Annotated in this window: 24 protein-coding genes; 11 read left to right on the plus strand and 13 right to left on the minus strand. The window is 39.3% G+C overall.

Annotation, left to right across the window (positions count from 1 at the left end; all coding sequences use genetic code 11):
* Position 1: 1 nt before the first annotated feature.
* Genes KVY11_RS12810 through KVY11_RS12850 form a run of 9 tightly spaced genes read right to left on the minus strand, consistent with a single transcriptional unit; the run spans position 2 to position 9,200 of the window.
* Positions 2-1,102, minus strand: a complete 1,101-nt coding sequence (locus KVY11_RS12810) for a glycosyltransferase (RefSeq protein ID WP_218289163.1) — start codon at positions 1,100-1,102, stop codon at positions 2-4.
* Positions 1,099-2,184 (minus strand): hypothetical protein, encoded by a 1,086-nt coding sequence (locus KVY11_RS12815; protein ID WP_218289164.1) that lies wholly within the window; start codon positions 2,182-2,184, stop codon positions 1,099-1,101. The genes KVY11_RS12810 and KVY11_RS12815 overlap by 4 nt, the downstream gene beginning before the upstream one ends.
* Positions 2,184-3,362: an O-antigen ligase family protein gene (locus KVY11_RS12820; RefSeq protein ID WP_218289165.1), complete on the minus strand. Its 1,179-nt coding sequence runs from the start codon at positions 3,360-3,362 to the stop codon at positions 2,184-2,186. Before KVY11_RS12820 ends, KVY11_RS12815 begins: the two co-directional genes overlap by 1 nt.
* Positions 3,359-3,907, minus strand: a complete 549-nt coding sequence (locus tag KVY11_RS12825; protein ID WP_218289166.1) for an acyltransferase — start codon at positions 3,905-3,907, stop codon at positions 3,359-3,361. The genes KVY11_RS12820 and KVY11_RS12825 overlap by 4 nt, the downstream gene beginning before the upstream one ends.
* Positions 3,904-5,256 carry an oligosaccharide flippase family protein gene (locus KVY11_RS12830; protein WP_218289167.1) on the minus strand — a complete coding sequence of 451 codons (1,353 nt, stop codon included), beginning with the start codon at positions 5,254-5,256 and terminating at the stop codon, positions 3,904-3,906. Before KVY11_RS12830 ends, KVY11_RS12825 begins: the two co-directional genes overlap by 4 nt.
* 2 nt (positions 5,257-5,258) lie before the next feature.
* A complete protein-coding gene (locus tag KVY11_RS12835) occupies positions 5,259-6,344 on the minus strand; it encodes a DegT/DnrJ/EryC1/StrS aminotransferase family protein (protein ID WP_218289168.1) in 1,086 nt (361 codons plus the stop codon).
* A 2-nt stretch (positions 6,345-6,346) separates the two neighbouring features.
* Positions 6,347-6,928, minus strand: coding sequence for a UDP-2-acetamido-3-amino-2,3-dideoxy-D-glucuronate N-acetyltransferase (gene wbpD, locus KVY11_RS12840; RefSeq protein ID WP_218289169.1), 582 nt, complete (start codon positions 6,926-6,928; stop codon positions 6,347-6,349).
* Complete coding sequence (locus KVY11_RS12845) at positions 6,925-7,875, minus strand: Gfo/Idh/MocA family protein (protein ID WP_218289170.1); 951 nt, start codon at positions 7,873-7,875, stop codon at positions 6,925-6,927. The genes wbpD and KVY11_RS12845 overlap by 4 nt, the downstream gene beginning before the upstream one ends.
* A gap of 26 nt (positions 7,876-7,901) precedes the next feature.
* Positions 7,902-9,200: a nucleotide sugar dehydrogenase gene (locus KVY11_RS12850; protein WP_218289171.1), complete on the minus strand. Its 1,299-nt coding sequence runs from the start codon at positions 9,198-9,200 to the stop codon at positions 7,902-7,904.
* A 308-nt stretch (positions 9,201-9,508) separates the two neighbouring features.
* Here KVY11_RS12850 and KVY11_RS12855 point away from each other — a divergent pair, with 308 nt between their 5' ends.
* From KVY11_RS12855 to KVY11_RS12875, 5 genes are all read left to right on the plus strand, one after another.
* A complete protein-coding gene (locus tag KVY11_RS12855) occupies positions 9,509-10,609 on the plus strand; it encodes a polysaccharide biosynthesis/export family protein (protein ID WP_218289172.1) in 1,101 nt (366 codons plus the stop codon).
* A complete protein-coding gene (locus tag KVY11_RS12860) occupies positions 10,609-11,037 on the plus strand; it encodes a low molecular weight protein-tyrosine-phosphatase (protein WP_131229764.1) in 429 nt (142 codons plus the stop codon). The genes KVY11_RS12855 and KVY11_RS12860 overlap by 1 nt, the downstream gene beginning before the upstream one ends.
* A gap of 15 nt (positions 11,038-11,052) precedes the next feature.
* On the plus strand, positions 11,053-13,236 hold the full coding sequence (locus KVY11_RS12865; RefSeq protein WP_218289173.1) for a polysaccharide biosynthesis tyrosine autokinase: 2,184 nt from the start codon (positions 11,053-11,055) through the stop codon (positions 13,234-13,236).
* Between the two features lie 213 nt (positions 13,237-13,449).
* A complete protein-coding gene (locus KVY11_RS12870; protein WP_125274497.1) occupies positions 13,450-14,154 on the plus strand; it encodes an FKBP-type peptidyl-prolyl cis-trans isomerase in 705 nt (234 codons plus the stop codon).
* Between the two features lie 54 nt (positions 14,155-14,208).
* The gene (locus KVY11_RS12875; protein ID WP_218289174.1) at positions 14,209-14,901 is read left to right on the plus strand and encodes an FKBP-type peptidyl-prolyl cis-trans isomerase; all 693 of its coding nucleotides are present in this window, start codon (positions 14,209-14,211) and stop codon (positions 14,899-14,901) included.
* Between the two features lie 150 nt (positions 14,902-15,051).
* On the opposite strand, the gene murJ is transcribed toward KVY11_RS12875, so the two are convergent.
* Both murJ and ampD read right to left on the minus strand, forming a co-directional pair.
* The gene (gene murJ, locus KVY11_RS12880) at positions 15,052-16,608 is read right to left on the minus strand and encodes a murein biosynthesis integral membrane protein MurJ (RefSeq protein WP_218289175.1); all 1,557 of its coding nucleotides are present in this window, start codon (positions 16,606-16,608) and stop codon (positions 15,052-15,054) included.
* Between the two features lie 77 nt (positions 16,609-16,685).
* A complete protein-coding gene (gene ampD / locus KVY11_RS12885; RefSeq protein WP_218289195.1) occupies positions 16,686-17,258 on the minus strand; it encodes a 1,6-anhydro-N-acetylmuramyl-L-alanine amidase AmpD in 573 nt (190 codons plus the stop codon).
* Between the two features lie 184 nt (positions 17,259-17,442).
* Here ampD and nadC point away from each other — a divergent pair, with 184 nt between their 5' ends.
* A complete protein-coding gene (gene nadC / locus KVY11_RS12890; protein ID WP_218289176.1) occupies positions 17,443-18,288 on the plus strand; it encodes a carboxylating nicotinate-nucleotide diphosphorylase in 846 nt (281 codons plus the stop codon).
* 74 nt (positions 18,289-18,362) lie between these two features.
* Here nadC and rph read toward each other — a convergent pair whose 3' ends face one another.
* Complete coding sequence (gene rph / locus KVY11_RS12895; protein WP_004684198.1) at positions 18,363-19,079, minus strand: ribonuclease PH; 717 nt, start codon at positions 19,077-19,079, stop codon at positions 18,363-18,365.
* Between the two features lie 161 nt (positions 19,080-19,240).
* On the opposite strand from rph, the gene KVY11_RS12900 reads away from it, so the two are divergent.
* Both KVY11_RS12900 and KVY11_RS12905 read left to right on the plus strand, forming a co-directional pair.
* Positions 19,241-19,918, plus strand: coding sequence for a TetR family transcriptional regulator (locus tag KVY11_RS12900; protein WP_218289177.1), 678 nt, complete (start codon positions 19,241-19,243; stop codon positions 19,916-19,918).
* A 109-nt stretch (positions 19,919-20,027) separates the two neighbouring features.
* Entirely contained in the window at positions 20,028-21,662 is a 1,635-nt protein-coding gene (locus KVY11_RS12905; protein WP_218289178.1) for a PglL family O-oligosaccharyltransferase, read from the plus strand.
* Positions 21,663-21,736: 74 nt separating this feature from the next.
* Here KVY11_RS12905 and KVY11_RS12910 read toward each other — a convergent pair whose 3' ends face one another.
* On the minus strand, positions 21,737-22,354 hold the full coding sequence (locus tag KVY11_RS12910; RefSeq protein WP_004684194.1) for a thiol:disulfide interchange protein DsbA/DsbL: 618 nt from the start codon (positions 22,352-22,354) through the stop codon (positions 21,737-21,739).
* A 180-nt stretch (positions 22,355-22,534) separates the two neighbouring features.
* On the opposite strand from KVY11_RS12910, the gene ubiG reads away from it, so the two are divergent.
* From ubiG to KVY11_RS12925, 3 genes are read left to right on the plus strand one after another with little or no spacing between them, the layout of a single operon-like run.
* Positions 22,535-23,251, plus strand: a complete 717-nt coding sequence (ubiG, locus tag KVY11_RS12915; RefSeq protein WP_218289179.1) for a bifunctional 2-polyprenyl-6-hydroxyphenol methylase/3-demethylubiquinol 3-O-methyltransferase UbiG — start codon at positions 22,535-22,537, stop codon at positions 23,249-23,251.
* Entirely contained in the window at positions 23,248-23,943 is a 696-nt protein-coding gene (locus KVY11_RS12920; protein WP_218289180.1) for an HAD family hydrolase, read from the plus strand. The genes ubiG and KVY11_RS12920 overlap by 4 nt, the downstream gene beginning before the upstream one ends.
* A gap of 36 nt (positions 23,944-23,979) precedes the next feature.
* Complete coding sequence (locus tag KVY11_RS12925; protein WP_005401600.1) at positions 23,980-24,726, plus strand: YciK family oxidoreductase; 747 nt, start codon at positions 23,980-23,982, stop codon at positions 24,724-24,726.
* Positions 24,727-24,834: the final 108 nt, after the last annotated feature.

Raw genomic sequence — 24,834 nt, forward strand, 5'->3', positions numbered from 1 at the left:
ATTACCTTACTTTAAAAATTTTTAATGTTTTTTGATAAACATCTGACATTTTTTTTGCACACGATTGCCATGAAAAATTCGAATGTGCAAATTGTTTAGCTTCTATAGACATTGATCGTCTCAGCTCAGTATCTAAAATCAGTGTTTTAATAGCATTTGCTGCTTGTTGCGGATTTTCACTATCGACAATAAAACCTGTTTTTCCATTTTGCACAACTTCAGGTAAGCCACCTACATTTGAGACAACTACAGGAATACCCATAGCTTGAGCTTCAACCACAGCAACACCAAAGCTTTCTTGCCGACTTAGTGCAACATATATATCTAATCGATTTAATTCACTTGGAACGTCTTCATGAGCCACAGATCCAGTAAAATGTGTTAAATGATCTATTCCCAATTCGACAGCAAGCTTTTTAAGTTCATCCATATCTGTCCCACCACCAACTATTCTAAAATTTAATTGGTTAGAAACTTCAGGAAACTCATTTTTTGTATCTTTATATACGATAGATAAAGCTTTTAATAAGACATCTATACCGTATACATGTTTAAGCGTTTTGACCGTACCAATACAAATCGTTTGAACATTCGTATTTTTATCACAACCACTAGGGTTAAATTTTTCTAGATCTACACCAAAAGGTGTAATTTCAATTTCTTTATGATCAACAAAGAGTTGTGTCTGTTTAGCCATGCTTAGGCTAGTAGATGCTATAACATCTGCACTTTTAAGATTTTTTTGTAGTAGTTTTTTATGAAAAAAAGAACGGTAAGGAAATTCAAAAACATCACTTCCCCAAACGGAAAGTACATAGGGATGAAAGTTTGCTAAACGTGCAGTCGTACCATAACCACTAGCATAATGAATATTTAAAATATCTGGTTTAAATTCTTTTAACAGTTTTTTTAAAGCAAAAACATTAAGAAAATAACCTAAAAAACCAGAAAAGGGTAAAACATGGACTTTCACATCTTTAGGAAAATTATCGGCTATAGGATGCTGAGAAATGACTTCCACATCAAGACCTAATTTACATAGATGATTAACCCACTGTATTGTATGAATACTATTAGTACTCGATAATAAAATAACTTTCACAAAATCACGCCTAAGTCAGTACATACTTTTTTTGCTCTGCTTTCCCATGTTTCATGTATTTTCAACTCGCAAACTTGCTCAACTTTTTGATCATAATCAGCTTTAGATATATTAGACAATAAATTAACTAATTCATTAACATCATAATTAAGTACCCAACCAACATTATGATTAGCTACAAAATCACCAACTAAAGTTGTTGACGTACAAATTATAGGTTTGTTTCGTCCAATGTACTCATATAATTTAAAAGGTACAGCAAACTCACGATAATCCTTTGGTTCCACAAATAAAACAGCTATGTGAGCGTTGTTATACAAATCTCCAAGCTCATTACCACTTTTATGTACAATATTAATATTTTCAGAAATTAAACCATATTCATTTTTTACATTATTCCAATCAGATTCTCTAGTACAAAGAGTCAGGCAAACATTTGGAAGTAATTTTACTGCTTCAAAAAGCTTGTGCATTCTATAATCAACACCCATCCCTCCAATATATAATAGATTTAATTTTTTATAATAATTATTCTTGACCATATAATTTGAAGTAGAGTGTGCTGGTGGCAAATTATCAATAATACTTTTATTGAAAATATTTATATAATCTCCCATTTTTAAAGATGGTAAATAAAGTTTATCTAGCAGGTTGTTGTACATCTTCAAATCTAATCGGTAAAAAAACAAAGCTAATTGTTTCTTATACCAAGGTAAATTATTTCCATAATCATCAAACATCCAATAGATATCTCTGTAGAAAAGACCAATTTTAATATTTTTATTTTTTAAAAATTGGAAAAAACTAAAATCAAGAAATGGACATAATGGTAGGTGATGCTTATCAGTTAATGCTGTAGGCATTGTTGAGCTTTCTGAGTAGGCAAAATCATAAATTGTCCCAGAATTAATTTTCCTTTTAATATCTTTTATAGTTTTTTTTCGTTCTGAGCTGTTCCCAGCAACCACATCCACTTCAAAACCCAGACTTCGGAAAGCATCCAACATTTTAAGTGGCCTAATGCCACTTGCAGAAGTAGCATTATAATCCATAACAAATGGGCAATGAAAAATCATATTCATTATAATTTCGAACCTTCTCTATTTGATGAGTTAACACCAACAATATATGAAATTAAACAAAAAATAGGAACACTCATTGCTAAGTTATTTTGCAACAATGTAACCTCAAAATTTTGAATTAAAATTAAATAAATAAATAATCCATTTGCATAGTAAATATCTTTATTTCCTTTACCTTTCCAAATAAACAGCCAAAATAGTATATAAAAAATAAATATCAAAATAATACTAAAGTAGCCAATTTGCAAAGCTGTATGTAAATAAAAATTATGACTAGAAAATTTAAATGAACTTACATCATCCAAACTAACACCGCCACCCCAACCAAAGTAAGGATGTTGCTGGGTTAGATTCAAAACAAAAGGCCAAACCTCATTTCGACCAGAAAGTAAATTTTTACCAGAATACAATCTAAATAATTCATTATAATTTGTTAAGTCTAAGTAAGCCATAAAATAAACTATAGCTACCGCCAAAATTATAAAAAAAGTAATAATGAAAACATATAACCGTCTATTACTATAAAAATATGAACCAAAAATTATAAAAAATATAGATGATAAATATGCAAGTAGCGAACTTCTTGAAGAACTAATAAATATAAAAAAAAATCCCAAAAAGAAAATCAATGACTTTACATTTTTACCACTTAAATAAATTAGACTTAAAAAAAGTAATGCCGCATACATTCCAAATGCATTTGGATTTAGGAAAATAGACTGGTACGAACTAAATCCAGGATTAACAAAATATGAACTTAAGATTAATATTAAGACCATTAAAAGCAAATAGTATAGTTTGTTTTTTAAAATACCTTTATAATCAATTAGCCCAATTTTATAAAAAAAGCATATTGCGAACGCAATAAAGAAGATCAATATAGATCTTTGGAGTGAAACTAAGGGATTTGCTGTAACAAAAACATTGATAAAGTAAATTAGAGAAATGATAAAAATTGGTAATAGTGAAAAAAATAATTTTTTATCTACTGTTAAAAAAAACTTATGATTAATTAAAACTACCAAAAAAATAACAACAAGAGATGATAGTAGTAAAAAATCACCCAATATATTTAAATATTCCATATTAACAATTTTTAAAAATGATAAAAACATCATTAGTATTAAAATTGTACTTAAATTTATTAAACCTAAATTTGACTTTAATGTTTTTCTCATAATTCAAATCTTTTCAAGATACGCGCTGGTGTTCCACCTAAAATAAGATTACCTTCTTTAAAGCTCTGATTTACTACAGCACCAGCCGCAACAATTGTATTATCACCTAACTCAACTCCTGGCAAAATCACACAATTCATTCCAAGCCAACATTTTTCTCCAATTATTACATCCTTTCCGTCTTCATGATTATCAAGATCACCAATAATATGATTAGCTGTAATAATGCCGACATTAGGGCCAATGTACGATCCCTTACCAATATAAATCTTTGCTTTAAAGTTTTGATAATACGTTCCAGGCGATTGAAAATTATTAATATCATCTGGATCAAAAATAATATTATCACTATTTGAAACATGACAATTCAATGATGTAGGGAATCTATGAGGCACACCCAACCTAAGTATGTTTTTTGACCAAATTGATCTTAATGCAATCTTATAGCCTTGAAATGCATTATCAAAGTATCTTCCTTGTATATATTTTTTATCATAAAAAATACATACAAAAGTTTTGAGCAAGAATATCAATATTTTTTTCATGTTAAAAACCAAGCTCCATATAACGCATATAAAATAATAGAAAGCATTAGAAAATGAGTAGCTTTTATTATTTTAAAATAATCTTTTAACTTCAATCCTACATATGACCCAAACACAAAAAAACAAACGCAATAAAAAACAAAACTAGAATATATATAGGCTTCAACCATATATTTTTTTAAAAAAAAGTACGCAAATAAGATACTTGTCAACTTAACAATTAAGCCAAAAACTGTTAAATACAACATTATTTTCTGTTGGTTTTTTATATGCATTACCATAGATATAGGTGATGCAATAAATTGCATAACAAACCATGGAATCATAATAAATATTAACTCACCTGTTCTAGCCCAATTTTCACCCAATACAAAAGGAATTATCACTGAAATAATCAGCCCACCACCTATAATTAAAGAACTTATATTAATTAATTTTATTAATATGTTCTGCGTGTAAACTTTTAATTGATTTAATTTATATTTTTTGGGAGCTTCAGCTAAGTATACTTGTGATACGGCTCCACCAATCAATCCCATTGGCATAGCAAGTATCCGCATAGCCATCATCAAAAGCCCAACTTCTGGTCCAATTAATAGTGAAGCAATAATTATTAATGGCAATTGAATTGAACTTGTATTAGCAAATGCTTCAAAAGTAGAATACTTGGGGAAATTGCTATATTTTACAAATGTAGCTTCTAATGGGCTGCTTTTAACAATAGCTAAATCCTTTTTAGCACTCACAGCTAACTTAAATAGCCCACCAGAGAAATTTAAAAGTTGTCCAATAATCAATCCACCAAACCCAACAGAAAACATACCACCAGCTAAACTTGCAGTATTTCCAGATATAGCTTGTGTCATACGAGTCTTAGCAATATCTTTAAATCGTTTATGTCGTGTTGCCCAAAACTGTAGAGCAGAATAAAACCCTGATACAAATACACCAAGTGGAATTAACCAAATCCAAAAAGATAGCTGATCTATTATTTTATAATGCTGGATGTATGGATAACTTATAAAAAGTACTACATAAAGAATTATGCTAAAAATTGTATTACTCAAAAAAGACAAGAGCAATAAAGCCTTTCCATCATTTTCATTTTCTGGAATAGGGATGGCTATATCAAATCTTAAGCATGAAATTACAGCTAAAATAGCCACTATTGCAACATACACACCTAAAACTGAATAGTCTTCTGGTGTATATAAACGCGTTAATATGGGTAAACACAAAAAACCAATTAACTGAGCAAAAGCAGTTCCTCCAACCAAGACAGATACTGCTTTTAAAAAGCCCCCTTGTGCATTTAACTTTGCATTAACTTTATCAAGAAGGCTTTTCACAACTATTTACTCAAAAGTGCCGCAACAATCTTTTCTTGAGCTTCTGCAGTCAAGTAAGGATGCATTGGCAAACTCATCACACGCTCAGCAATTGCATCACCAACAGGTAAACTTACATTCGCATTGGCAACTGCTGGCTGCTTATTCAATGGAATTGGATAATGTACAGCTGTTGGTATACCCTGCTCTTTTAACTTCGCTTGCACATTATCACGGCTTTCAACTTGAATGGTATATTGCGCCCATGCACTCTGATTATGTGCTTCTATACATGGTGTAGTATTAACACCCGCGTCATTAAATAGTTTGGTATAGGTTTCCGCAACATGCTGACGCGCTTGCATTTCTTCATCCAAAATTTCAAGTTTTGGCAAAAGAATCGCAGCTTGCAATGTATCCAAACGACTATTCATACCTACACGAATGTGATGATAGCGTCGGTCTTGACCATGTCGTGCAATTTGGCGAATCACTTTCGCTAGCTCATCATCATTGGTAAAAATCGCACCACCGTCCCCATAGCAACCCAAAGGTTTACTTGGGAAGAAACTCGTACAAGCCACAGTAGTCAAATTACAACTTTTACGACCTTTATAGGTTGCACCAAAACTTTGCGCTGCATCTTCAATAACAGGAATATTATACTTCGCTGCAATTGCATTGATTGCATCAAAATCAGCGCATTGACCATATAGACTAACAGGAATAATCGCTTTAGTACGTGGTGTAATCGTTGCCTCTAATTGCTCAACGTCCAAGTTATATGTATTTGGATTGACATCGACATATACGGGAGTCGCACCCAATATTGCAACTGTTTCAGCTGTTGCAATATAGGTAAATCCGGGCGTAATCACTTCATCACCCGGACCGATACCAAACGCCATTTGGGCAATTTGCAAGGCATCGGTGCCATTTGCACATGTAATACAGTATTTTGCACCTACATAAGCAGCAAGTTTTTCTTCTAACTCTTTTACCTCAGGACCTAAAATGTATTGACCATGGGTTAATACATTTTGAATACCTGCTTCAATCTTATCTTTTAAACGAGCTTGCTGAGCTTTTAAGTCAATAAATTCAATCATTTTTATGCCTGTTCTTTGATTACAGTGCTACCAGACAATCGGTATATCGCACCTGTATGTGAACACACAGATTCTGCGTTACCGGTTAAAGGTAAATCTAACTGTTCACCGAACTCACTCATCCAACCAATTTGTTTTGCTGGAACACCCACCATCAATGCATATGCCGGTACGTCTTTATTAATTACCGCACCTGCACCAACAAACGAGTATTCACCAATCGTCACACCACAAACAATCGTACAGTTTGCACCTAGTGTGGCACCTTTTTTAACCAATGTATTACGATATTGGTCTTTGCGTTCAATTAAAGAGCGTGGGTTATACACATTGGTGAAAACCATACTTGGTCCACAAAAAACACCTTCTTCCAAGGTCACGTTATCGTATACCGACACGTTATTTTGAACTTTACAATGATCGCCAATAACGACTTTATTGCCAACGAATACGTTTTGTCCTAAAGATACGCCTTGACCGATTTTGGCACCGCCACATACGTGAACAAAATGCCAAACTCGTGAATCGCTTCCTATTTGCGCACCTTGATCAACAATCGCTGTTTCATGTTGATAAAAGCTCATGCTTTTTTCACCTTTGCCAATAATGGATGTGGATTTTCTGGGTTTTCAACAATAGGAGAAACACGAATGACTTCCACTGTTTCAATTGCTGCTCGGTTTTCTTCCACACCGTAACCTTTGCCTTCCAAAATACGTTGATAACTCTGCGTATGTAAATCTGTGAAACCGCCTGAAAATTCTAATTCTTCATTTTCAATCGTAATACTACGGTAAGTTAGTTTTTCACCTTGTACCGCATTGTCCGGAAGGTTATTCGCGTCAATAGACAAGAACCAACGCACACGTGCACGCTCATATTCTAAATAACCAGAAGAGGTTTTTTCATCACGGAAATGCACTTCATTTTTAACGATTTTTCCAAAAATAAAATGCAACATATCGTAGAAATGTACACCAATATTAGTTGCTACACCGCCAGATTTGTTGTCCACGCCTTTCCACGACTTTAAATACCATTTACCGCGAGAAGTTAAATAAGTGAGATCAACATCAAATACTTTATCTGTTGGTGCAGCCTGAACTTTATCGCGGAGGGCAATAATAGACGGATGTAAACGTAACTGTAATATTGAGTTTACCTTGGCACCATATTGTTTTTCATATTCAGAAAGCATGTTTAAATCTTCTGAACTCAGTACCAATGGTTTTTCACAAATCACTTCAATGCCATTTTTCAACGCATACTTCATGTGCGGCGCATGTAAATAGTTCGGTGAGCAGATTGCAACGTAATCCAGCTTTTCTCCTTTTAATTTTTGGTCTTCTACATAGGCCTCAAATTCTTCAAACTCAGTAAAGAATTCCGCTTCAGGAAAATGACTGTCCATAATCCCGACAGAGTCATTTACATCCATGGCAACAGCTAAAGTATTACCCGTTTCTTTGATCGCTTTAAGATGGCGTGGTGCGATATATCCAGCCGCACCAATAAGAGCAAATTTTTTCATCGTTTCACTTCTTTTCAATTTTTAAATTAGAGACGGAATACTGTAAAACCTTGTTCAGCCAGAGTTGTACGATCGAATAAACCTTTGACATCTGCAAGAACTGGCTTATTACTACGCACATAGCTTTTTAACTCGGCTGCAGGCAAGCTACGGAATTCATTATGCCCAACAGCAATCACCAGTGCATCGACTGGATGCTCAGCATTGACCTGCCCTAACTCAATACCATATTCGCCTTTCACTTCTTCAGCATCTGCCCATGGATCTGCAACGACCACTTGCACCCCCCAAGCTTCAAACTCTTTAATTAAGTCCGCAACCTTACTGTTACGGATATCTGGACAGTTTTCTTTAAAGGTAACGCCAAGTACACCTACTTTTGCACGAGGGACATCAATACCATTTTGTAACATACGCTTGATGGTATTACGTGCCACATAACGTGCCATATTGTCATTAATGCGACGGCCCGCCAAAATCACTTGTGGGTGATAACCGACCTCTTCTGCTTTATGGGTTAGATAGTAAGGATCGACACCAATACAATGGCCACCAACCAAACCAGGGCGGAATGGTAGGAAATTCCACTTACTGCCAGCGGCCTCAAGTACGTCAATGGTATCAATACCTAAACGATCAAAAATCACCGAGAGTTCATTCACTAAGGCAATATTTAAATCGCGCTGGGTGTTTTCAATTACTTTAGCTGCTTCTGCAACCTTGATACTTGAAGCTTTATGTGTACCCGCAGTAATGATACTGGCATAGACTGCATCTACTTTATCTGCGACTTCAGGCGTGCTGCCGCTGGTAATTTTCTTAATTTTGGTTAAGGTATTTACTTTATCACCAGGGTTAATACGTTCAGGACTATAACCCGCAAAGAAATCCTGATTGAATTTTAGGCCTGAGATTTTCTCAAGCACAGGAATACATACTTCTTCTGTAGCGCCAGGATAAACGGTTGACTCATAGACAACAATATCGCCTTTTTTTATCACCTTGCCTAATGTTTCGCTCGCTTTCTTTAAAGGCATCAGATCTGGGCGATTTACATCATCAACAGGGGTCGGGACAGTCACAATAAAAAAGTTACAACTTTTTAAGTCTTCTAAATTTGCGCTATAAGTTAAGTTTGTTGCTTGACTTAGTTCTTCTGGTGAAACTTCCAAAGTATGGTCTTGACCAATTTTTAATTCTTCAATCCGTGTTGTATGGATGTCAAACCCAACAACCGGTACTTTTTTACCAAATTCGACTGCCAATGGCAAACCAACATAGCCTAAACCAATCACTGCTATTTTTAGATCAGAGAGTTGTAGCATTTTAACGCCTTAATTTATTTCTGTTATGAACATGAATCAATCGGCAGAAATACTATCAGAAAAACATGAACTTTCTGTTATGATTTTTTACCAAATTATTAGTGCGGTTCTGTTTGGTTATGCTTGCAGACTAGATGGACCTTGCTATTTTGCTCAATACAGTAAAATCCGCAAAATTTGCATCCATAGCAATCAACAAAAATTCTTACTATAAAAATTGATTACAATTTGCTATATACCCAAAAGCTAAGTTCGGTAAAATGCTGTTTAATTGAAATGATTTTAAAAAATCTAAAATGGGAATTTTTGTGCGACATTTTAAATCTATAATTCTATTGTCCTTTATCATGACATCCTCTGGATGCGCTCTGACATCTGGGCTACAAACTTATGATTTACCTGATGAAGGTATGTATCAAACAGAGTTAGGCACACAAGTCAATGTTGTGAAACTCACCCAAACATCATTACCAGCTGTCCAACTTGCACAATACAATCAAGAATATTTTGCTCATTTGTTCAACATTCCTCAGAAAAATTACAAGCTCAGTGCTGGAGATATTCTCTCGATTTATCTCTGGGCATATCCAGAAATTACTCCACCTACAAATACCATCAGTAATGAAGAAGCTATCAAGTCCAATGGCTATCAAATTGATCAAAGTGGTTATATCCAATTTCCTATTATTGGTCGCTACAAAGCCGCAGGAAAGTCTTTAACACAAGTGAACCAAGAATTACGTAGCCAGCTTTCACGGTATTTAAAAACTCCCGACGTCATTGCTCGTGTTCTATCGTATCAAGGACAACGCTACTCTGTACAAGGCAGTGTCATGAAAGGTGGACAGTTTACTTTAACTGACCAACCCACCAGTGTTTATACTGCATTAGGTTTAGCTGGCGGTATCAATACTCAGTTAGGAGATAACACCTCTATTACACTTGTCCGCCAAGGTAAAACTTATAATCTCAATAGCATTTCGCTTGAAAAGGCGGGTTATTCACTACACAATTTATTGATTCAGCCTAATGATACACTTTATGTAAATTCAAAAGAAAATCAGAAAATTTATGTAATGGGTGAATCGGGACAAAACAAACCGATCCCGATGCGAGATCAGGGTATTAGCTTAAGTGATGTCATTGGGGAAAGCCTCGGTTTGAATCCACTTTCAGGCAGCCGAAGCAAAATTTATGTGGTTCGTAGTCATCGAGATGCAGGGATCACTGATGTCTATCACCTAGATTTAACCAGTATTGGTGATTTTGGACTGGCAAATAAATTTCAAATGCAAAGCAATGATATTGTGTATATCGATGCCTCAGGTTTAACGCGCTGGCAACGTGTTATCAACCAAGTCATTCCATTCTCAAATGTTATTTATAATATTGATCGCATGGGACAATAATGCAATTCAAAAATATTTTGGTAGTGTGCGTAGGTAATATCTGTCGTAGCCCTATGGCAGAGTACCTACTCAAACAAAACCATCCACAGCTCACAATTCACTCTGCAGGCATTTCTGGCATGATTGGATATGCGGCTGATGACAAAGCAAAGCTTTGCATGCAACGTATAGGGGTTGACATGAGCCCTCATATTGCAAGGAAACTTAATGCTGAACTGATTAAGCAAGCTGATTTGATTTTAGTCATGAGCCAAAATCAACAGAAGCACATTGAGCAAACATGGCCATTTGCAAAAGGAAAAACATTTCGCTTAGGTCATTGGCAAGGAAAAAATATTCCTGACCCCTATCAACATGATCAAGCTTTTTTTGATGAAACTTCCCTGCTTATACAAGCCTGTGTAGCAGATTGGACTAAACATATTTAACTTTGATGTACGATTATGAGCCAAACTACAAATACAGAAGATACTATTGATTTAAAAGAATTATTTTTCTCATTGATCGCACAATGGAAGTTAATTGCGCTGTGTATCCTTTTGAGTCTAATTTGTGCCCTACTATACTTAAGAGCAACTCCAGATACCTATTCGGTGGACGCCTTGGTACAAGTAGAAGAAAATAAAGGCGCTTCCGCAGCTCTATTAGGTGATCTCTCGAGCATGGTTGAGCAAAAACAACCCGCTCAAGCAGAAATCGAAATTTTAAAATCGCGTTTGGTATTAGGCAATGTTATTCAACATTTGAATTTAGATCTTAAAATTTCGGGCACGCAAAATTCATTTACTGATCGTCTATTATCTCCACACCATTATCAAACAGAGTACCAGCCGAAATCGGTGTTGTTTAAAGATGATGAAAAAGCATTCGATATTCGCCAGTTTAATGTTCCATCAAACTTCCGTGATAAAAACCTTGAACTTCGCTTTAAAGATGGTCAGTTTAGTTTAACGAATACACAAACTGAACAAGTCATTTTAACAGGAAAAACGAACCAATCGAATACCTTACGTACAGCGGATGGCTTGTGGAATATTTCTATTTATACACAAGACCAGCTGAATGATGTTTATCTCATTCAAAAACAATCTCTACCAGCTGCTGTCAATAATATCTTGACAAATTATTCAGTCGCAGAAAAAGGAAAGTTAACAGGTATTCTTGGGCTCAATTATCAAGGTACAGACAAAACTCATATTACCCAAGTACTCAATGCTATTCTGGTTTCTTATAGTCAACAAAACATTGAACGTCGTTCAGCTGAAACAGCGCAAACACTTAAATTCTTAGATGAACAACTACCAGAGCTGAAACAACAACTTGATGTAGCAGAGCGTGAATTCAATAAATTTCGCCAACAATACAACACTGTAGATGTCACGAAAGAATCTGAGTTATTTTTAACCCAAAGCGTAACCTTAGAAACTCAAAAAGCAGAACTTGAACAAAAAGTTGCAGAGGCTTCGGCCAAATATACTGCTGAGCATCCAGTCATGCAGCAAATGAATGCACAACTAGGAGCAATCGATAAAAAGATTGGGGAGTTAAATGCGACATTAAAAGAACTGCCAGATTTACAACGTCGTTATTTACAGCTTTATCGTGAAGTTGAAGTTAAACAACAACTTTATACAGCGTTATTAAACTCATATCAGCAACTACGTATTGCTAAAGCGGGCGAGATTGGAAATGTTCGTATTGTCGATACAGCAGTGGAACCAATTGAGCCGATTGCACCGAAGAAGCTACAGATTTTAATTCTCTCTATTTTCTTAGGTGGTTTCCTCGGTACACTCTTGGCATTATTACGTAATATGATGCGTTCAGGGATCAAAGACTCAGCTCAAATTGAAAATGAGTTGGATCTGCCCGTGTATGCAACGGTTCCTCGTTCACCTGTACAAGAAAGCCGTATTAATATTTTAAAGAAGAAAAAGAATATTCCTATTCTGGCTGTTAAAAATAGTGATGATATCGCTATTGAGAGCTTAAGAAGTATGCGTACAGCCATTCATTTCGCGCTAAGCTCTGCCCGAAATAATCTAATCACAATTTCAGGCCCTGCGCCAGAAGTTGGTAAATCCTTTATCTCAACCAACTTAGCCACAATTTTGGCGCAAAGCGATAAACGTGTATTAATCATAGACGCAGACTTACGTCGGGGTTATTTACACAAGTATTTTAATCTCGACACACAACCTGGCTTAACAGAGTTACTCAATGGTCAACAAAGTTTAGACACGGTTATTCGTCCTACAGAAGTGCCAGGTTTAAGTGTGATTTCTCGCGGGAAAAGTCCAGCCAATCCTTCTGAACTACTAAGCTCTAACCAGTTCAAAAATCTATTAGAGCAAATGTCTGAGAAATTTGATCATGTGATTATTGATACCCCACCAGTCTTAGCAGTGACGGATGGCATCATTATTTCTCAATACACAGGTGTTAACTTAGTGATTGCCCGTTATGCGAAAACGCAGATGAAGGAGCTTGAATTGACCCTGAATCGCTTCGAACAAGCCGGTGTGAAAGTCAATGGATTCATTCTAAACGATATTCAACGTTCGGCAGGCTCTAGTTATGGCTATAACTATGCTTATGCCTATAAAGCCAATAAAGAATCAGACTAAATACATCCTCTAACCGATAAAAAGCCAGAACTTGATTTCTGGCTTTTTATTTTGTATGACAAACGTTTATATATTCAAATCCTTATAGTTTTTTTAAGGACTTCGGCATATATTAATTTGAAAATGTACTGGTGGTACAAAACACGTCATTCATGAAGTCTGCTAAGATGCTAAAAAACTTTTTGAATGTAATAGAATTAGGAAAAATTTCACATGAGTAAAGCCTTACCCATTGCTGTAGCTGTTATTCTAGGCGGTGCTGCACTTGTTCCCGTTTATTATGCATCTCAACACCCAGCTTCAGCCGAAGCCCAAGTTTCAAAAAATGCATCTGCCGTAGAAAAAATTAGCTATGCACTGGGTTATGAGGTTGCTCATCAAACCCCACCAGAACTCGATATTAACAGTTTTGTAACTGGTGTCCGTGCAGGTCATGCTCGTAGCCAACCTGCCTATACTGAAGAAGAATTAAAACAAGCCTATGAGCAGTTCCAACAAGAAATGCAGCAAAAACAGGCCAATGATGCGAAGCAAGCACAAACAACTAGTGACAGCTTCTTAACCGAAAATGCAAAAAAACCTGGGGTGAAAACCACAGCGTCAGGCTTACAGTACAAAATTACGCAAGAAGGCACAGGCAAGCAACCCACTGCCAGCTCTGTCGTGACCGTGCATTACAAAGGCCAACTGGTCGATGGTAAAGTCTTCGATAGTTCGCTTGAACGTGGCGAACCGATTGAGTTCCCTTTAAACCAAGTGATTCCAGGTTGGACTGAAGGCCTACAACTCATGAAAGAAGGTGGGAAAGCGACCCTCTACATCCCTTCGAACTTAGGTTATGGGCCACAAGGTGTACCTGGCATGATTCCAGCCAACAGCACGCTTATTTTTGATGTTGAACTGATCAAAGTAAAATAAGACAAGTCAATCAAAGGAGAGCTTTTGCTCTCCTCTTTTTATTGAGAATACAAGATGAAAATTCAAACAACGTTACTCTGCGGCTTGTTGCTCTCTGCACCTGTTTTTGCTGCACCGATTAACAATAAAAGTAATATCAACCAACAAGTCGGTTATAGCTTTGGCTACCTCATGGGTCGGAGCAATGCCGAGTCTATTCAAGATTTAGATCTCGATGCTTTTGTGCAAGGGTTACGTGAAGCATCTAAAGGTCAAGCTGCTTCATTAAGTGATGAAGACATGGCGCGAGTACTTACCCAATATAAACGCCAAGCCGAGGCAAAACAGTTATTAGAAGTTAAACAACTGGCTGATAAAAATGCCAAAATTGGTGCGGCCTTTTTAGCTGAAAATGCGAAAAAACCCGAGGTGAAAACCACGACTTCAGGCTTGCAATATATGGTTTTACAACAAGGCCAAGGCAAGTCACCTAAGGCCAACAGCAAAGTCAAAGTTCATTATGAAGGGCGTTTGATTGATCAGACCGTTTTTGACAGTTCGATTGCACGTCAACAGCCTGCGGAGTTTCAAGTCAGCCAAGTGATTCAAGGTTGGACTGAAGGCTTACAGCTAATGAAAGAAGGTGCTAAATATCGTTTCTTTATTCCCGCTAAACTGGGCTATGGCCAAATTGGTTCAGGTGATGTGATTGAACCGAATAGCACCTTGATTTTTGATGTGGAACTGATTGAAGTGTTGCCAAAATAAGGCAGCAATGCAAATGCAATGCTATATACAAAATAAAAAGCCTGATCTTCGTGATCAGGCTTTTTATTAATTTCAATCTATTCTTAAATCAAGCCATGCTTTTTTAAGCTACGCGCTTCGCTTGCAGTATAAATAAAGTACTGCTTTGTTTTATGCTTCATGTTTGAGATGACGTGGTCTAAACCCGGTAAAGAGCAAACCAACCGCATAAGCCACAACGCCGACCACGCACAGCCCGATCACTTCGGCAACGCGAATCCACTGTGACACGTCACCATTATACCAAGTCAATGCATACCACAAAGCCACAATCATCACGGCGTTAGAAATACCAAACTGGATAAACAGTTTTTTCCAGTGTGCACCAAAACGGAAAATATCGCGCTTGTGTAGATAGAAATACAACATCCCCGCATTCACCAGAGCAGAACCCGAAGAGGCTAAAGCCAAAGCCATATGCTCTGCCTGCCAGTCAATCAATTTAAAGAAGCCAATAAACACCACGTTTAAAATCGCATTTGCGGCAACGGCCATTAAACCGACACGAACTGGTGTTTTGGTGTCTTGTTGCGCATAAAATCCGGGTGCAAAAACTTTAATCAACATAAATGAAATCACCCCAGCACTCATACATTGCAGCGCTAAAGCCGTCATTTGTGTATCTTCAAGGGTGAATTGACCGCGTTGGAACAGAGCTTGAATAATAGGGGTCGATAACATAAACAACGCAATACTAGCAGGCACACCAACCAAAACAATGACCTTCGCAGCCCAATCCATCATGCCACGGAACTTCGACATATCTTGCTCTGCATGACGGGTCGACAAAGCAGGTAAAATCACCGTGCCGATCGCTACCCCAATCAAGCCCAAAGGTAATTCAGTCATGCGTTCCGCACTGTACAACCATGACACTGAACCATCTTGCATAAACGAAGCCCAAATGGTGTTCAGGAGTAAGTTGATTTGCGTGACAGAAACACCAAATAGCGCAGGCAGCATCAATTTCATGATGCGATCCACCCCTTCATGTTTAAAATCAACTTTCGGCGGAATCAGTAACTTTTTATGCCAAAGTTCAGGAATTTGGATCGCCAGTTGCAATACACCCGCAGCAATAACTGCCCAACCGAGTGCCATAATCGGCTCCGCCATATACGGCGTCAACCACCATGCCCCGGCAATCATCGCAACATTCAGCAATACTGGTGAAAAGGCGGGCGAAGCAAAGGAACCATAACTATTTAAAATACTGCTGGCAAATGCCGTCAACGACATAAACAATAAATAAGGAATGGTGAGGCGGAACATTGAAACCGCGAGGTCGAACTTCTCTGGATCGGCATGGAAACCTGGTGCGTATATATATAGCACCGCTGGAGCTGCAACCATGGCAATGAAGGTTAAAGCCGTCATAACCGTCATTAAACAACCAAAGACACGGCTAATCAGAATCTGAACTTCCGCATGGGTACGCCCAGTTTTATATTCGGTCAGTACCGGAATAAACGCCTGTGAGAATGCCCCTTCAGCAAATAGCCGACGGAAGAAGTTCGGGATACGAAAGGCCACCACAAAGGTATCAAAATCTTTCCCCGCACCAAAGACATTCAGTAAGACAATGTCTCGTACCAAACCCAAGACCCGAGAAAGCATGGTCATTGCACTTACAATTACGGTTGACCGCCACAGCGCCATCGTATCCACCTAGTTTTTCATTTGCCGCTATTGTAATGAAACTTCAGCGAATATTTGATTGTTTAATGTTGTTGTCGACTCTCAATTCATTGACTTTTTAACTGCTGCAAACGATTTCGATAGTCTAACCAATCAAAAAATGTGCCTGGGTCGGTCTTACGTCCTGGCGCAATATCGGAATGTCCTGCCAAATGCTGTTGAATTTGAGGATAGGCCTGTTGTAAACAAGCCGTCACGTGTACCAATGTTTCATATTGGGCATCTTCAAAAGGCAAGTCATCACTGCCCTCAAGCTCAATGCCAATCGAATAATCATTACACTCTTTCTTGGCCAAATAGCTTGAACGCCCTGCATGCCATGCACGGTCGTTAAAATTGACAAATTGTAAGACTTCACCACTTCTTAAAATCAGTAAATGCGCTGAAACTTGCATGCCTTGAATGGTTTGAAAATACGGATGTACTGACCAATCCAATTGATTTTTAAAAAATTGTTCAATATAGCCGCCGCCAAACTGTGAGGGAGGCAAGCTGATATTATGAATGACAATCAGTTGAATCTCAGTATCCACAGGACGTGCGTTAAAATTAGGCGATGGAATTTGTCTCGCTCCTAGCAGTTGCCCTGCTTGCACTTGAAACGACGGAATGACCTGCATCTTTTTATTCCTCAAATCCATTGCGCCCTTTGGGCAATCTTTTTTAATGTCTCTCATGCTAAATCTTTCCCCGTCATTTCTCAAATTGATCAGCGTTTGATTCTGAAATTTTCACGCCTTTTTCAGGAAAAATGCTAATATATTGCGCAATTTTCATGGCTTCTATAAAGATACGGACAATCGGATGAGCATATCGCAACAACTGCTTGAACAATCTATTCAACTGAATATTCAACAAGCATTACAAGAAGACATCGGTGATGGCGATATTACGGCACTTTTGACGCCTGAAGATGAACAAGCGACTGCGACCATTATTAGCCGTGAAGACATGATTCTTGCAGGTCAGCCTTGGGTCAATGCATTAATTGCAGCTTTTGATCCAAGTATACAAATCACGTGGCTAAAAAACGATGGCGATCTGGTTCTTGCCAATGAAACCATTTTCAAACTGGCGGGTTCAGCACGCAGCTTACTTACGGTTGAACGCCCTGCGCTCAACTTTGTACAAACGCTATCTGCTGTGGCCAGCAAAACGGCGGAATATGTCAAACAGCTCGATGGCTTAAACACCAAATTGCTCGACACCCGTAAAACCCTACCGGGTCTGCGTATTGCCCAAAAATATGCTGTCGCGGTCGGTGGTGGTCAAAACCACCGTTTAGGTTTATTCGATGCTTTTTTAATTAAAGAAAATCACATCATGGCAGCGGGTGGCATTGCTCAAGCCATTGCCAAAGCGCATCAAATTGCCCCAGGCAAACCTGTCGAAGTCGAAGTTGAAACTTGGGCTGAATTAGACCAAGCATTGGAAGCCCAAGCCGATATCGTGATGTTAGATAACTTTAGCCAGCAACAAATGATTGATGCGGTCAAGCATGTTGCAGGACGGTGTAAATTGGAAGCGTCAGGGAATATCACCATTGCCAATTTACGCGAAGTCGCAACCTCAGGCGTGGATTATATTTCGATGGGTGTATTGACTAAAGATGTCAAAGCCGTCGACCTTTCTATGCGTTTTAATGCTTAATTCCAATAGTTCGCATTCAAACGACACACAATAAAAAAACGCACTCTAGAGTGCGTTTTTTATTGCGTTAAAACTTACCAACCCAGTGCTTGCTGCTGTTTTTTCACCAATTCTTGAATGCCCTTTTCCGCCATTTCTAACATGGCATTGCACTGTACACGGGTAAAGGGTTTATCTTCTGCCGTGCCTTGAATTTCAATAAATTCGCCAGCTTGGGTCATCACCACGTTTAAATCCGTTTGGCAGTTTGAGTCTTCTTCATAGCACAAGTCTAAAAGCACTTCGTCTTGGAAAATACCGACTGAAATGGCAGCCACTAAGCCTTTTAATGGATCTTGCTTAATTTTCTTTTTCTCAAGCAATGTGTTCATCGCATCAATCAGGGCCACGGCAGCACCGGTGATCGCAGCAGTACGTGTACCGCCATCCGCCTGAATCACATCACAGTCGATGGTGATGGTGTTTTCACCGAGTTTTTTTAAATCCACCATGGCGCGTAGACTACGGCCAATCAAACGTTGAATTTCTTGAGTACGACCACTTTGCTTACCACGCGCAGCCTCACGGTCACTGCGGGTATGCGTCGAACGTGGCAACATGCCATATTCAGCGGTTACCCAGCCCTGACCCTTGCCTTTTAAAAAGCGTGGTACTGAGTTATCAATACTTGCCGTACAAAGAACTTTGGTATGACCAAACTCAACCAATACCGAACCTTCCGCATAACGTGTGTAGTTACGAGTAATGGTGACATCACGTAATTGATCTAATGTTCGTTGGTCGATACGCATAATACGCCCTTCATCTGACTAAATAGGTTGGCGCATAGTATAGCAGAAGCAGACCCAAAGCATTTGTCTGACTGCATTGCATTTGTAATTGATCGCCTGTTTCCCTACCCATCCATATTCTTTGTTAAACTGAAGCTTAAAAGAGGCTGAGGCAATCATCTATGTCGATTCGAGAAGAACGTAAACAACAAAGCCGCCAAGCTTTGTTGAATGCTGCATTACAACTCAGCACCTCTGGACGTTCCTTTGGTCGCATTAGTCTCCGTGAAGTCACTCGCCAAGTGGGTTTAGTACCGACCGCTTTTTATCGCCACTTTAATGACTTGGATGAGTTAGGACTTGAACTGGTCGATCAAGCGGCGCTCCACATCAAAAGTATGTTAACGCAATTGGGACAAAGCTATGTTTATGGTCCACATGCCACGATTGAGCACAGTTTAGATCTATTTTTTCATGCTGTAGAGCAACATCCTGAACAGTGGATTTTCTTGATTGGAGAACGTTGGGGTGGTTCAACCTTGATCCGTGCTGCCGTTGAGCGAGAAATTGCCTTTTTAATCGATGACTTCGCCCATGAACTAACCCGTATTGAAAGCATGCAACATATCCATGACAGCGAAGACCTCAAAGTTTTGGCCAATATTTTAATGGATGCCTCCTTTAACTGGGCCATGCGCTGGATTGGTTTGAGTCGAGATGTGGCTCCCGAGAAACTCCAACAGCAGCAGGCTGCATTTAAACTGCAAACCATCGTGCAGATTCAACTCATGTTCCGCGGAATCTCTAATTGGCAACGACCATCTGCTCAAACCAAACACGCCAATCCGACTTTGCATTAAGCCGCTCCCAGACGTAATTTTTGCCGTATTACAAAATTTTTAATGTGCTTTGCTCAAACTTGGATGCTTTTTCACTATCATAGAGCCAGTTTTTTCATCTGTAGCTCCTATGCGTTTTTTTCTTTTTTTAGCGGCGAGTGTCTGTATTGCCTTGGCATGGCTATTGCCCATTCATTATCGACCTTGGGTCACCTATACAGGTGAATTGTTTGCATTTTTATCTTTATTTGCACTCTCTGCCTTATTTTTAAAAGAAAAACTCTTGCTCCCGAAAGTGAGTCTGCCGCTATTGCTGTTGAGTCTGGTGCCCTTCATTCAGTACGGTTTTGGCGAGCTGTTCTTTTTCAGCAAAGCGCTGATGTGTGGCTTATATATCTTTGCATTCTGGCTGAGTATAGTTTTAGGTTTTAACCTGAGCCAAAAACCCTTAGAACGTGAACAATTATTTAGTGGCCTGTGTAGTGTATTTTGGTCAGTCGGTCTGGTAACAGCGCTCATCGCCACTTGCCAATGGCTCAATATTGAACAGTACATTCCCGGCATGACCACTTTACAAAGCAATCGTCCTTATGCCAACTTTGCTCAGCCGAACAATATGGCGAGCTTTCTGATTCTGTCCTTACTCGGCACACTGTACCTATTTGAAAAGAAAAAACTCAACTCGATTCTGCTGTGCGCAAGTGCTGCATTGATGTTATTTGCGGTGGCACTGAGTCAGTCCCGCACATCATGGGTCGCAAGCATTTGTGTACTGCTGTATTTGCTCTATCAACAGTACAAAGGTGTTGTTCAACTGAAGTGGTATAGTGCCCTCTCATGGTTTGCGTTGTTCATTGCATTTACTGCCTTTATTCCGCAGCTTAATCATCTATTGGCTCAGCTGTCTAATGTCGAAGTGACCCAAACCCGTGATGCAGTTGCGCGAGCAACAGGCGATATGTCACGTCTTGCCATTTGGCAACAGATGCTCCATGCCATTGCTGAGCGATCTTGGTTTGGTTATGGTTGGCATCAAACCAGTGTGGCTTACACCCTAATCAGTGATCAGTTCCAAGGCCCCGTTTGGGTGAAAAGTGCGCATAACTTCATTCTCGACTTTATTGTGTGGAATGGATTAGTGATTGCGATTCCATTTTTTGCCTATCTCAGCTATTGGGGCTATCAACTGCAAAAGCATGCAACATCGCTCGAATCTGTGATTGGACTTCTGATGGTCGGCGCTTTACTCATTCACGGTATGCTCGAATTTCCGTTGTTCTACGCTTATTTCTTGCTGCCACTCGGATTGATTCTAGGCATTATTCAATCTCAGCAAAAAGTGAAAACGTGGACTTTACCGAGCTTTGCCATGCCGATTACATTTACTGTCTGTGTGGTCTTGGTCGCACTGATTATTCGTGACTATGAGTTGATGGTACCGAAGCTGAATGAGGCTTCTCGTTATGAACAGACTCCTGAAAAGTTCACCAATCACGATCATATTTTACTGCTGTCGGAGTTTAACCGCCGCATTGAATGGATTCAGTTAAATCCATACAGCAAAGTCAGCCCTGAGCAAATACGTGACTATGAGGAAATGGTGCTGAACTACCCGATTCCCTATGATTTGACCAAATTTGCCAAACTCTTGGCCTTTAATGGCTATGAAGCCGAAGCCCGCCATCAACTTTGGCGCTTAAAAACCTTAAGAAAAATTGAGCTGCGTTATGAGGATTTATTACAACCTGCATCAAGTGTGCAATAAACATCGTTAACGCATAAAAAAGCCTGCATCAGCAGGCTTTTTTAACTGAATAAGGACTTACAAACAGATTCAGCTTATTTTGCAGCACGTTCTTTTTCAATCAAGTAATCAACGACTTGAGTCACTTTAGCATCTTCACCTTGCACAATATATTTACCATTCACCGTCACCGCAGGAACACCACTGAGTTGATAGCGCTTGGCTAAGTCTTGTGCTTGGGCAATTTTTGAAGTAATGGCAAATGATTTATAAGTACTGTTAAATTTCGCTTCTGGAATACCAAACTGAGTATAGAACTTGGCTAAAGCAGGTTGCTCTAGAATTGGTTGATTTTGATCATGAATGGCATGGAATAACGTCAGGTGGGTCTTTTTACGTACACCTAAAGCCTCAGACACATAATAAGCTCGCGCCGCTTGTTCCCACACTGGATTCATGGCTGCTGGGGTACGCACAAAACGTACATCTTTCGGTAGTTTTTTCAACCAAGTCTGCATATGCGGTTCAAGTTTAAAACAGTGACCACAGCCATACCAAAAGAATTCGCGGACTTCAATTTTTCCTGGCACTTCCACCTGTACAGGTGTTGGTACGACGATATAGTCCTGACCAGCTACAAAATTTGCAGCCAATGCGCTACCAGAAATAGCGAAAACAGCGGTTGCTAATCCACTCAAAAGGAGTTTTTTCATTGAACTTATTGTCCTCAAAATCATTATGATAAGTTTATGCAAATACTATAAATCAAATATGCCAAATTCGTTTTCATTCTGTGAACTTTTTTCAGGCTTTTATCGCTTTTTCTAGAATAAACGCTACACTAAGCCCTATTGAACATTTTAAATATCATGACTTAAATTGAGGTGCCGACGATGTCGCAACTGAATGTTGATCCACAAGAAATTGCCAAATTTGAAGCATTTGCTGCCATATGGTGGGATCAGCACTCGGAATTCCGCCCTTTACATATGATCAATCCACTGCGCTTAAACTGGATTGATGAACATGCAGGTGGACTCAATGGGAAAAAAGTCCTTGATGTCGGCTGTGGTGGCGGAATTTTAGCTGAAAGTATGGCACGTCGTGGTGCAGATGTCCTCGGCATTGATATGGGCGAAGCCCCCCTGAATGTGGCACGTTTACATGCAGAACAAGAAGGTGTTGAGCATATCGAATATCGCCAAATTCCAGTGGAGCAGCTCGCAGAAGAACAAGCAGGACAATACGATGTCGTGACCTGCATGGAAATGTTGGAACACGTACCCAATCCAGCCTCAATCATTGCAGCCTGCCATAAACTGGTGAAACCAGGTGGTCATGTATTCTTCTCCACCATTAACCGTAATCCCAAAGCCTACCTGTTTGCTATTATTGGCGCTGAATATGTACTGCGCATGTTAGCCAAAGGCACCCACGATTATCAAAAATTCATTAAGCCCTCAGAACTGGCACATGATATTCGCGGCGCAGGGCTCAAACTGAAAGACATGACGGGTTTACATTACAATCCCTTGACCAAACGCTATTGGTTAGCGCCAAATGTCGATGTCAATTACATGGTCTATACCATCAAAGAAGGTGCTGCATGAAAGCCGTCTTATTTGACCTTGATGGCACACTGATCGACACTGCCGCCGACTTTATTCGCATTATTCAAGACATGTGCCGTGAAAAAGGCATCGCTGTGGTCGATGCAGACCTAATCCGTAGCCAAGTCTCTGAAGGTGCACGGGCGATGGTGAAATTGGTTTATCCAGAACTGGAAGTCGAAGACCCGATTTTTCTGGCACATCGTCAGCGTTTTTTAGATACATACGGTGCCAATATCGCAGTAGATACTGACCTGTTTTCGGGCATGTATCCGCTTATTGAAAAACTTGAAAGCCAAGAGATTCCTTGGGGCATCGTCACCAATAAACCGCGCTGGCTCAGTGAAACATTATTAGATGCGCTGAATTTGACAGAGCGCTGTGCTGTTTTGGTCTGCCCTGAAGATGTCTCTCAGACTAAGCCTGATCCTGAGCCGATGTATTTAGCTGCCAAGCACATCGCGATTGCGCCTGAAGACTGTATCTATGTCGGCGATCATCCACGTGACATCGACGCGGGTCGTAACGCACAAATGTATACCATTTTGGTGGCTTATGGTTATTTACCATTCGCGCACAAAGATGACTTAACAGCGTGGCAAGCAGATTGTATAGTGAAGACTGTGGCTGAATTGGACGATGTTATTCAGTCTCTCGTGAATCAAACTACACCGTCCAACTCACTGACTTGATCACAATTAAAAAATCAAAATAACGAGGAGGTAATGATGAAATATTCAGAATATCAACCTCGCCCCGATCTGCTCAAGGATCGCATCATCTTAATTACAGGTGCGGGCGATGGTATTGGTCGTGCTGCTGCATTAAGTTATGCCCTACACGGCGCAACTGTAGTGCTGCATGGGCGTACCTTAAATAAGCTCGAAGTCATTTATGATGAAATTGAAGGCTTAGGTGCGCCGCAACCTGCAATTTTACCCTTACAGCTGTCGAGCGCCTCTCCTCGTGATTATGAATTATTGGTCGACACTTTAGAGCGCCAATTTGGGCGCCTAGATGGCATTTTGCATAATGCGGGCATCTTGGGTGAGCGCACCGAACTGGAAAATTATCCTGTCGATGTCTGGGATGATGTCATGGCCGTCAACTTGCGTGCGCCATTCGTTATGACTCAAGAGTTAATGCCACTCCTGAAAAAATCTGAGCATGCCTCCGTGGTTTTTGCCAGCTCAGGTGTCGGACGTGAAACGCGTGAACGTTGGGGCGCATATTCGGTGTCTAAGATCGCGATTGAAGCGGTCAGCCAACTATTTGCCAAAGAAAATACCTCACCGAATATCCGCTTTAACTGTATCAATCCAGGGGCTACGCGCACTGCAATGCGTGCCAAAGCCTATCCCGATGAAGATCCAAAAACATTGCCAACGCCTGAAAATATCATGCCTGCCTATCTGTACTTGATGGGCGATGACAGCTTACATATGAATGGTCAAAGTATTGATGCACAAGACTAAAAGTATTCACTCAAAAGGAAGCTTCGGCTTCCTTTTTTTATGCGTCAAACTGAAGCTTAGTCATCTGCAACATGATCTCAAGTTCAGAAAAGGTTGTCTTTTTTTAAT

Origin of the sequence: Acinetobacter sp. CWB-G5, assembly GCF_019209785.1 — a bacterium.
Classification (GTDB): Bacteria; Pseudomonadota; Gammaproteobacteria; order Pseudomonadales; family Moraxellaceae; genus Acinetobacter; species Acinetobacter johnsonii.